Raw genomic sequence first — 6,710 nt, 5'->3', positions numbered from 1 at the left:
ACCGGATTAGATCAGAGGGGCAAGGTCAGTGGCCACCCGATTCGTTAATGATTTGGGGGTTGTCACGGTAACTTCTTGTGAGGAGGCGCTGGGGTCGACGCCGGTTCATGCACATCAGCTACAAACGTCACCGCTTTCGCCGCCCATGCGGTGTGGCTTTATTACCGGTTCCCTTTGAGCCTGCGCCGGGTCGAGGAGAGCTTCCGGAGTGCTGGATCGTCGTCTCCTATAAAGCGATCGCCGGTGGGGGAAGAAGTTCGGCCCCGAGTTTACGTTCGACCAACTGCGCAGGAAGCGGCCGAGCCCCAATGATGTTTGGCAGCTCGATCAGGACGGATATGTTCTCGAGGCCGCGCCTGCTCACCAGGCTGCTGAAGAAACAGGGCCTGGCGCCAAAGCGCATCATCACCGACAAGCTGCGTTCCTATGGAGCGGCGAAACGGCAGGTCATGCCGGATGTCGAGCACCGCGCGCAGAGGGGCCTCAACAACAGGGCCGAGAGTTCCCACGTGCCGCTGCGAAAGCGGGAGCGGACGATGCAGGGCTTCCGTTCGCCGGGAGGCTGGCAGCGCTTCGCTCGATCTTCTCAACCTTCCGTAGTCTCTTCGTCCCAGCCCGCTCAAAACGCTCCGCATTCCAGATCCATCTCCATCACCTGGAAAGCGGTGATCCCAGCCCTCGCCTGATATGGCCGTCGGCGGTCCCTTCACGTCCAAACGCGACAGTGTCGATTATCGTCTTTCGCCAGATCGCCGACGAATCGCTCCACCTCAGCTCGTGACATAGTTCCTGGCTCGGCACGCTACGCCTGCAGCTCTTCAGCCAAAATCTTCAGTTGCTCCGGGCAATTCAGTACTTCCGGGCCAGTTGCCATCGTCATCTCCTTTTGGTTCGGGGCAAAACCGTCACAACGGCTTCCCAAAGTGATGTGCAAGTGACGTGCCATCCTGAGGATGTAACTGCGCGCTGCTACTCAAGTTGGGCCGGCGCACCTTCGCGTCGCGCTCTTCCTTCCTTTTTGCTTGAGGCTGCGCACGAAATGCAAAACGTTTGGCCTATGGTGCGTCTGTTCGATAGTCGACAGTTTGGCTCAATAGCGACAGTATTGTTTGCATGGATCGAGACACCATGTGGTCGGCACCGGTCGGTCGCCATCAGTACGACAAGCGAAATCACGGAGTGGCCCCGGCGCGCGCGTGCTGCCGCCAAGCCGCTTCGACGAGCATGCCGCGGGTATGTTCACGGCCCTGTTTAACCATGACCGTTCTCAAAATCCGAACTTTTTTTTCGCCCAGCGAATAGCATGTTACACGCCATTCTGGTTTTGCGCTCCGTTAGTTTGAAGCCTTTCGTCGACCGCGCTGTTCTACACTCACATTCCACTACAAAATTTGTCGATAACGGAGAAAGGCAGCCAGATAGATCGGTCCGACTGACTGGATGCGGCACAGAGCCTGTCGGCCCTCTGTCCGCAAGGACTATCACATAGGAGGGATCACACCCCCGCCACTGCACCTGCAACCGCATCTGCCGTGCTGAAATCGTCGTCGCGCCGCACGACGATTGAGGTTATCACTAGATAGTGGTCGGACAGATACTTGTCATGCGCCAGGGGGCCGGTTCATCGGCTAACGCCTCATCATGACGTCACCTCGGAGGACGAGAAAAGATTGTTGTGGCATGGGTACGAGCTACCTCGGTCGTTTGTTCGATCGAAAGCACTGTGTGTGGAGGAAGCTCTCCATCATGCAGTGCCAGGAGATGAGGGCCGACTTCCTTATCCGCGGCCGTGAGCCGATGCTTGAGGCGAAGAAAGTCCATCCAGGTTGGCGTGAGGAATGTCTGTGTGCAAAGTGAAGGCGTTTGAAGATTTCGCTGGAGCGTCCAATTCGTGCACCGGCACGGCTCTGAACGTGGCGCCTTGCCCGCATATAGCCCAAAAAGGTCTCGAGGTTACTCTGATATGGAGTAATCAACCTTTACAGCGATAGGGTCGCTCCGGGGCTTCCGTTCAAGTGCCAGTTCGGGAGCGCGAAAATTTCGCGGCCTGTCAGCGGCGGCCGAAGGCCAAGACCTCGGCTGTGTAGGTCTCCACCACCAGGCTGAAGGGCTGGTTCGCTCCGGTATAGAGGATGGCCCGGTGCCGCAGCACCTCGTGGGGAATGGCCAGCGCTCCTTTCCCCGCCGCCGGCAGCGGCGCGTCCATCTCCCACCCCTTGGGCAACGGCGACCACAGCAGCTCGGCGCTAATGGTCTGGCGGCGGAAGTGCAGAGGCTGGACCACCTTCCCGAAGGGCTGGTCGCTGGTGTCGAGCACCTGGTTCATCTGGGGTGTGAGTCGTGACGGGACGTACCAGTTATCGGCCTCGGAGAGCACGAGCTCGCCACAGGCGAGCTGCACGCGGCGGTAGTGCACGGGTTCGCCAGCGCTGATCCCCAATGCCTGGCGGGCATTATCCGGCAGCAGTTTGTCGTCGCCCTTCACGCGATGGGCGACAATCTTCGCCTCCGGCGCCAGCCCGTGCTCACCACACCACCGTTCCAGCGTAAGCGTGGCGCTGGGGTGGCTGAGCAGGTCGGCGTTGAGCGTTTCCAGCAGGGCGAGGGCCTGGGTGCGGGAGGCGGTGTCGTTGGTGAAGAGGGTGCGGGCCTCGGAGGGTGACGAGACGATCACCATCATGGCGAGGGAGGCTACTGCGATGAAATTTCGAGTACCCATGGTGCGACATCCTTTGCGTTGCGTTACGAGCGGCGTTTGCAGGAACGCACCCTGTACGCGATTGAAAACATGGCGGCGCAGACACAACCACGAAACGCACCCTGTGCGCGACCGCAGGCTGCGCACTGGAGAACGAATTTCGGTTGCCGAAATTAGACCGCGACCTTCTTGCGGGTCCGCTTCGCCGGCAGTGGCGTTTCCGGCTCCTTCGGCTTGCGGCCGAGCCCCATCGTCTTGGCCAAGGCCGAGCGCGCCGCGGCGTAATTCGGCGCGACCATGGGATAATCCGCCGGCAGGCCCCATTTGGCGCGATATTCATTCGGCGTGAGCCCGTAATGGGTGGACAGATGGCGTTTTAGCGATTTGAATTTCTTCCCGTCCTCAAGGGAGATGATGTAATCCGGTGTCACCGACTTCTTGATCGGGACTGCAGGCTGAAGGACCACCCGCTCTTCTGCCGAGACGCTTCCGGCCGTGCCTTTCAGAGCCGCATGCACCTGGCCGATCAGAGCAGGGAGATCCCCCACCGGAACCGGATTGTTGGAGACATAGGCTGAGACAACATCGGCGGTGAGCTCGATAAGGGTGTCGATGTTTTTGTCGGCTTCTTCTGTCATGAAACTCTCCGAGCGGCTTGAAACATGGTCGGCGAAGCATCGCTTCATAGTGGGGGTTGCCGCTGAACGCAAATACAGCCTTAGCAGGGCTGTCGCGATGCTCGTCGAGCACTGAGATCTATGCGACGTATCATGCCCTCGTGCACGTTCATCCGCTCGCTTTTGGCTATCCCCCGACCAAGTCGAGTTCAGCTGTGCTTCCCAATCCCCTGCTTGTGAATTTTCCACGAAGAGCCGAAGATATTTTCGCGCCATCGAAAGCGCAACTATCGCGATGTCGATTTTGGCAATTCGGTACCCAAGCAGCTCGACACCTGCATTTTTCGATATAGGGTGCAGCCAGCTGCTAAGCGCGTTTCGGCCATAAGCTTGGGCCGAACTTCGTCGATCTTCTTAATGCGAAATTGATGGCCGAGCAGTCCCCCGGAAATCGATGTCCAGCCGTACGGTCTTGAGCTTTTTGCAATTCATCCCTAACCTGGAGTTGCATCGCCAAAAGGAGCGCTTATCTCTTCGAGCGGGCGCTTGCGACCATAATCGGAATGTCGTCTTAAGGACGATGTTCCCCTCGGCTCGGGTAGCCCGTCGAAGCGAAATCTTCCACCGGCCGCGCCGACATCGCTATCCAGTATCGTGGCGCCGGGATCATCCCCGCGACCGACCTCGACTACCCCTTGCGTCTATGTTGAACGTAAACTATGTTATGTTCAACGCAGGAGGCTGGCATGGGCGCTCAAATCCATACTACAACAGACAGCGAAGCAACGGTCGCACTGACCCGCAACAAGCTCGTCCTCGAACAAGCGAGGGCCGTTGGTCTCCTTGGCTCCGCTAAGAATACGCGTCTGTCGGGGCGCGTACCGTCAGAGCTGATCGACGCGGCCAAGAAGCGTGCCCACGTCACGTCGGACACCGAGTTGTTGGAACTTGCTCTGTCGCGGCTGGCGCTGGAGGATGACTTCGGGGCTGGCCTCGTCAAGCGCAAAGGCAGCATTCCCTCGGATATCGATCTTGGGATTTGATCTCGCCGATACCCTTCGATCATTCAAACCGCAGAAACGCCTGGGGACACTCGTGCGCCGGGCCGATGACGATCTGCCATGGGTCGACGACGAGCCTATTATTGGCGGTCCATTGTTTTTGGATACGACCGTGTATCTGGATGTCCTCCAAGGCCGATCACCGGCAGAGGTGGATAGGCTTCTGACGTATAGGCTATGTCATCATTCGGCTGTGTGCCTTTCCGAGCTGACATACGCATTCGGCCGATTGGATCCAAAGCACACGTCAACGAAGATCGCACTGGAAACGATCCGGGCGACGGTCGCGGATATACCCGAGCACCGACTTCACGCTCCCGACACTGCCATCTGGGGGCAATCCGGCATCCTCGCCGGCCTGCTTTTCCGACTGAGCAATTTGCCAAAAGGCGAAGGTCACGAACGCAAGTTCGTCAACGACGCTCTGGTTTGCCTGCAGGCGCGGCAGCTGGGTGCGAGTGTGCTCACGGGAAACATTCGGGACTTCGACTTTCTTTCCCAACTTGTACCGACGGGACGAATTGTCCTGTATCGAACACTAGAAGCCTCGTGATTCGCATGAGTTCCGGCGGTCTCAGAGTACCGTGTGATCTTCCGCCAAAATTCGGACCAGCTCCTAAACTGCGGGTAAACCTTTTGCCGCATCAATGGCCGCTGAGTATGAAAGCCTCGACTGCGACGCTGGCGTTTTGCTGAGTCTGACGGTTTAACTAGAAGCCATTCTGCATATCTATTGCGAGGATATGGGAGCGCAAATGTCTGGAAAATTATTCTTTATCGAGGGTCCGGACGGAGTTGGCAAAACGACGACGATCGATCTCTAGAAGGACGCCTTAGTGCAACGATCTGGCCGCTTTGAATTCTTGAGCTTTCCGGGGAAAGCTGAAGGCACCCTGGCGCAGTCGTTTATTGTATTCACCACGACCCGGCGGCATTTAAAATAGCGAGGGCTGCTCGCTGGGCCGTGACTCTAACAATGAACCGGGCTCGATGTTCACGCTCTGTGCTTCGAAAGTCGCATAAAGGCCAGTGCGGAACCCACTAAGCAGCAAGAGGAGAAGGGCATCGCCCCATGAAAAAGCGCCGGCTTGGCGGAATTTGCCGTGTCGCAGCGCAACATCCTGAAAAGCGAGGCCTCGACCCGGGAGCGTCCCTCACAGCTTTTAGGTGCGGAGGACGCCTTTTTTAGTCAAATTCATTTCTTCGGATTTGTCCCCCGAAACGCCTTAGTAACTAACGCCGAGGGGCTATTGGGTTCCGGAAATATTCGCGCCGGCCGCATTTTTCCCGACCAAGTTTAGACCAGCAAAAAGGGCGGCATCGCTGCCGCCCGAGTTGTTGAGATGCGTGGACCTTAGAAATCCATACCACCCATGCCGCCCATGCCGCCGCCGCCCATGCCGCCAGGCATGCCGCCGCCAGCCGACTCCTTCTTCGGAGCCTCGGCGATCATGGCTTCGGTGGTGACCAACAATCCGGCGACCGAGGCCGCGTCCTGGAGAGCGGTGCGAACGACCTTGACCGGATCGACGATGCCCATGGCGATCATGTCGCCATATTCGCCGGTCTGGGCGTTGAAGCCGAAGGTCGCGCCCTTGTTCTCGAGGATCTTGCCGGCAACGATCGAAGCCTCCGCACCGGCGTTGGCCGCGATCTGGCGGGCCGGAGCCTGCAGCGCACGACGCACGATGTTGATGCCGGCGGTCTGGTCGGAGTTGGCGCCGGTTGCCTTGATGGTCAGCGAAGCGCGCAGCAGGGCAACGCCGCCGCCGGGGACGATGCCTTCTTCCACGGCCGCGCGGGTCGCGTTGAGGGCGTCATCGACGCGGTCCTTCTTTTCCTTGACTTCGATCTCGGTCGCACCGCCGACGCGGATGACGGCAACGCCGCCGGCGAGCTTCGCCAGACGTTCCTGCAGCTTCTCCTTGTCGTAGTCCGAGGTGGTCTCCTCGATCTGCTGCTTGATCTGGGCAACGCGGCCTTGGATCTCAGCCTTCTTGCCGGCGCCGTCGACGATGGTGGTGTTCTCCTTGGAGATCGACACCTTCTTGGCGCGGCCGAGCATGTTGAGGCCGACATTCTCGAGCTTGATGCCGAGGTCTTCGGAAATGACCTGGCCACCGGTGAGGATGGCGATGTCTTCCAGCATGGCCTTGCGGCGGTCACCGAAGCCCGGCGCCTTGACGGCAGCGATCTTCAGGCCGCCACGCAGCTTGTTGACGACCAGCGTGGCCAGAGCCTCGCCTTCGACGTCTTCCGAGATGATGAGCAGCGGCTTCGAGGTCTGCACGACAGCCTCAAGGATCGGCAGCATGGCCTGCAGGTTGGAGAGCT

General features: G+C 59.0%; 6 protein-coding genes and 2 pseudogenes. 4 read left to right on the top strand and 4 right to left on the bottom strand.

The annotated features are described in order from the left end of the window. Positions 1-90 precede the first annotated feature (90 nt). Positions 91-664 (top strand): annotated as a pseudogene (locus DH10_RS12310) (IS6 family transposase); the annotation flags it as partial. Positions 665-1,647: 983 nt separating this feature from the next. On the opposite strand, the pseudogene DH10_RS12305 reads toward DH10_RS12310, so the two are convergent. From DH10_RS12305 to DH10_RS12295, 3 genes and pseudogenes are all read right to left on the bottom strand, one after another. After that, positions 1,648-2,040: pseudogene (locus DH10_RS12305) on the bottom strand (MFS transporter); the annotation flags it as partial. Positions 2,041-2,050: 10 nt separating this feature from the next. After that, positions 2,051-2,719: a hypothetical protein gene (locus DH10_RS12300; RefSeq protein WP_192384768.1), complete on the bottom strand. Its 669-nt coding sequence runs from the start codon at positions 2,717-2,719 to the stop codon at positions 2,051-2,053. A gap of 152 nt (positions 2,720-2,871) precedes the next feature. Further along, a complete protein-coding gene (locus DH10_RS12295) occupies positions 2,872-3,336 on the bottom strand; it encodes a Ros/MucR family transcriptional regulator (protein WP_192384767.1) in 465 nt (154 codons plus the stop codon). Between the two features lie 725 nt (positions 3,337-4,061). Here DH10_RS12295 and DH10_RS12290 point away from each other — a divergent pair. From DH10_RS12290 to DH10_RS12280, 3 genes are all read left to right on the top strand, one after another. Next, positions 4,062-4,358 (top strand): hypothetical protein, encoded by a 297-nt coding sequence (locus DH10_RS12290; RefSeq protein ID WP_192178730.1) that lies wholly within the window; start codon positions 4,062-4,064, stop codon positions 4,356-4,358. Then, positions 4,348-4,929, top strand: a complete 582-nt coding sequence (locus DH10_RS12285) for a type II toxin-antitoxin system VapC family toxin (protein ID WP_192384766.1) — start codon at positions 4,348-4,350, stop codon at positions 4,927-4,929. Before DH10_RS12290 ends, DH10_RS12285 begins: the two co-directional genes overlap by 11 nt. A 550-nt stretch (positions 4,930-5,479) precedes the next feature. Next, positions 5,480-5,677, top strand: coding sequence for a hypothetical protein (locus DH10_RS12280; protein WP_192384765.1), 198 nt, complete (start codon positions 5,480-5,482; stop codon positions 5,675-5,677). Between the two features lie 53 nt (positions 5,678-5,730). Here the strand turns inward: DH10_RS12280 and groEL are convergent. Then, on the bottom strand, positions 5,731-6,710 hold a 980-nt coding region (gene groEL, locus DH10_RS12275), incomplete at its 5' end, for a chaperonin GroEL (protein ID WP_192384764.1).

This window comes from Mesorhizobium silamurunense, from assembly GCF_014843825.1.
In the GTDB taxonomy this organism is placed as follows: domain Bacteria; phylum Pseudomonadota; class Alphaproteobacteria; order Rhizobiales; family Rhizobiaceae; genus Mesorhizobium; species Mesorhizobium silamurunense.
Note: the sequence above shows the minus strand (reverse complement) of the source record. Positions and strands in the feature narration are given on the sequence as shown.